The sequence below is a fragment of the Phormidium pseudopriestleyi FRX01 genome (assembly GCF_017313335.1).
Lineage (GTDB): Bacteria > Cyanobacteriota > Cyanobacteriia > Cyanobacteriales > Laspinemataceae > Laspinema > Laspinema pseudopriestleyi.
Genome location: NZ_JAFLQW010000508.1, coordinates 1 through 3,777, shown reverse-complemented (window position 1 = coordinate 3,777; position 3,777 = coordinate 1). Strand labels below are relative to the sequence as shown.

The 3,777-nt window shown below is 41.4% G+C and carries 2 protein-coding genes; both read left to right on the top strand.

The features are described 5' to 3' along the window. On the top strand, positions 1 to 298 hold a 298-nt coding region (locus J0895_RS19320; protein ID WP_207089634.1), incomplete at its 5' end, for an MBL fold metallo-hydrolase. A 717-nt stretch (positions 299 to 1,015) separates the two neighbouring features. Continuing rightward, positions 1,016 to 3,100 (top strand): hypothetical protein, encoded by a 2,085-nt coding sequence (locus J0895_RS19315; RefSeq protein ID WP_207089633.1) that lies wholly within the window; start codon positions 1,016 to 1,018, stop codon positions 3,098 to 3,100. The last annotated feature ends 677 nt before the right edge of the window (positions 3,101 to 3,777 follow it).

Sequence of the window (3,777 nt, the reverse complement as noted above, 5' to 3'; positions counted from 1 at the left end):
GGGACGCCCAGATTTGCTGTTATTGCCGGTAGGAGGGGGTCCAAAAGCTTATACCCCCTCGGAAGCGAAGGAAGCGATGGTCAAGTTAAACCCGAAGGTGGTGATTCCCATGCATTATCGCACCACGGCAGCAGATGCTCAGGTTTGCGATTTAGTTGAGGTGGATGAGTTTTTATCTGCTTTAGGCAATGCGGTTGTCGAAAAGGTGAATCGAGATTCGGTGGAACTTTCTACCGGGAGTTTGCCGGAAACGGGTCCAGTCATTAAGATTCTGAGTTATCAGACTGTGACGGGTTGAACAAATCCCTCGCTAACTCACGTAACCTTGATTCGTGAGTTATAGCGGTTCGGTGGACTCATGAGGTACAGATATTTAGAGGAGTGCCAGCATCTTTCCAAGCTCTTGACAAGAGCTTGGAAAGATGTTTGGGCTCGCGCGTACACGCTACGCCGCACAGCGAAGCCCGGGCGCAGGCTTTACGCACTCCAAAAATGTACGCGAATAACTGTGGGAAACGCTATAGCGGGAAGCGATTTTTCAAGGTTTCACAACAATTGTTGCTGATCTTGACAATAAGGAACACTTTTCCAACCCCAATGGGGGTCCAGCAGTATCCTCCGTCGGAGAAGTCATCCCAACAGGACTTACGCATTATTGCCGACCATACCATAAATGTAGGGTTGATTCGCGAATCAACCCTACATTTATGGTTTTATGCGCAAGTCATGACCCAACCTAGTTCTGGTAAATTAGTTAAAACCTATAGCCTCAAGAGTCCCGCTACACCGACTCAGCCAGGGTTCGTGGGCTAAAGATGAAAAAGCCTTTGAGGACCGGATTGGGTATCACCCAGCGCATAAAACTTCTTCTCTATTCCCAGTAAATAGATAGCAGGTCTAAATTAATCGGGTTATCCGAAACTGGGTAACCGAGGGGAAATCTCTGCACGAGTTATCCCATTGACTTAGATGAGCTATTATAATTATAGCAACAACTAGAGTCTGAGAAAAATTTATGTCTAATCTTGGTAAAAATTCTACCAACCAATCTGACTTTGCGCGGCACAAACTGCCTACTCGAATTTTTGCAGATAATCAAGACCTTGATTTAATTGAATGGCTTGAAAAAAGTCGTCTTGACTTAGTTCAAAAAGCTAAAGAGCAAGAAGAAGAAAGCCATAAAGAAACAGGCTCTACCGACCTAATAGAAAATATTAAGCAAAAAGTAAAAAAAATTTTTCAGGAATGGGTGGATCAATGGGTGATCGCTGATATTCAAAAAGTTTCAGACTGGCTTTCTTCTCATTTTTTAGCGCAAGCAGACCAACTACACGGGCAGGTTTTTGTTTCAGAAGAATTGAGCAAAGATTCCCAAATAACAGCAACAGTATTATCTGGAGCAACTTGGATTAATGCTATTACAAATTGGCCAATACTATACTATGCTTTTAACAATTGGGGGACAATTATTGCCCTTAGTTCAACCCTCGTCCTCGATTTTTTAATTTTAAACTGGACCAATAATACCGGAACAGCCGCCGCTAGTTTCAAGCGCGGACGATTCTGGTGGTCTGTCGCTGGGATTGTTGCCTTTTTCTTCGTTAGTATGCTCCAATCGATTGTAGCCGGAATTGGTGCAGAATTGATTAACAACCAAGATGAACTCAGCAATATCAAAGCTGGGGAAATTATTGATGAATATTTCCAGCAATTGGCAGCCAATTTACAAGTTAAAAAGGATGAGTATCAACCTGATCGCTCCAAATGCACCCAAGATGTCGATCGCCTCGAAGACAAAGAACTGGAGTATAATAGTCCAGAAAGAAGGTCTGTATATGAGCGAGCTTATGGACAATATGATGAAAGGCACAAAGATTGGAGCAAGGCAAAGGGGCAAATTCCTAATTGTCCAAAAGCGGATTTAGGAGAAATCAAGGTTAATCAGGATCAGGAACAACTCAACCAATCTAAAAACCAGAGACAGGAATTGGGAAATGTCATGTATTTAAAAGAGAGATTGCCCTATCGCTATGAACAAACTTTTACCCCAAATGGCCAGATTAATTCCGGAGTCGTAGCAGTTCAAATGGCCGTAAACAATTTTGGGCAAAAATTCGCCAATTGGGAGTTTGACAAGCTAGGATTCTCTATCTTTTTTCTGTCTTTATCCATGATTACCAGTTTAGGGGCGTTATTTATGACCGCTGCTTATGCCATCAAATATAATACGCTCATGTCTCGCAATCCCCGAGTAGAACAAGCGATTACACTCTGGTTACATGAAATCTGGTGTTCTTACAGGGAGAGGGAACGGGTGAATCTGGATAACTCCAATACAAATAATGCTTCTAATTCCACTGGAAAAGATTACCCTATGCAACCCTATCATGGATTTCTTTTAAGTTTGTTTATCCAAGAATTTCAAGAAACAGGTCGTTCTAATTATTCAGTTTTACAACAAATTGCTCAAGGAGCTCAAGAACATCCTGATTATGTCTTGAAACTTATTCAATATCGGAAGTTAGTCACCGAGGTAGAGAACTCTTATGATATATTTAATGAAATGTCCATAAAAATTATTGAAAAATTAAATGACCTTTTGAATGAAATTTATGCTCCTAATCAGACCTGTTCTTTTACAACCCTATCGAAAAAATTTGAATCGAAAGTGCAGAAAGATTTTACAAACCTTTCTTCTGCTCTTCATTCTTTAATTATAGCCCATAATAATTCAGTAAAAAAGCCTTTTTTCATGGATTTAATCGGGAGTAAATTTGCCGCTAACTGGGCAGTAAACAATGATAATTGTTCAGATTTAATCGCTAAAATTGATAAAATATGGGAAGAGTTGAACCAAGAATGTAACCTAACTTTTATTCTCGAAGAATTAAAGTTTGCAAACAATGTAGGCAGCCCACAGAAGAGGGATGAGCATAGCAGTCAGGCGATTTCCCGCTGCCGTAAAGTGAAACAACAGTTACATGAATTATCCGGTTATTGCGCCCTTCTCGCCATCAGAACAATAGATAATATTCAAGATAAGATAGATGAAGCCCGATTGATGCCTTTCGATTCTTCGATATCTTTACCTCCTTCCTAGCTGTTATTATTTGATTGACTGACAAAATTCTTCAAAAACTTGAGTTTTGCATTGGGTTGAGGGCGCAAGCGGACAAGCTCTTATCAGAAACAAGGCTATTGGGATGTAGAATTGGTTGCCATAAAGCCAGGTGTCTCAATCTAATTTATGCAATCATGTTTTGTCAGTCAACCAGGTTCTCTACTATCTGGACCTCATGATTCCGGAATCATATATAGTGACCCTAAATCATTTTGACATAAAGATAGCGAGCTTGGGGGCTCGCACTACAAGACTTTCAGGGCTTAGATCCATTGTCAAAATGATTTAGACGCGCTATAGCCGGTATAAATCGGTTATAGAATCGAGCCAACTAGCACGGAGGTACAGGATTGACTCATAGGGAGAAGACACGGGACAAGAAACCGGGTTTCATGGCCTAGATTTGTTGCCAAGTCACCCTGAATTGTTTAAAGAAACCCGGTTTCTAATTGCTACGCTATCCCCGGACTAGGATTGGCGTAAGTCTGGGGAATAACGATCGGAGAGAATGGTGCGGGATTAATTAACCTTTCTACCCATGAGGAGGGCTTTGGTGGCTGACTCTCCAGCTAGATTGAGTTGCTGACGTAACTTGAGAGAGAGTCCCGCTAAAATAGCGAGATGCCCTAGGAATGCTATGAATATGGGGGTCGCGG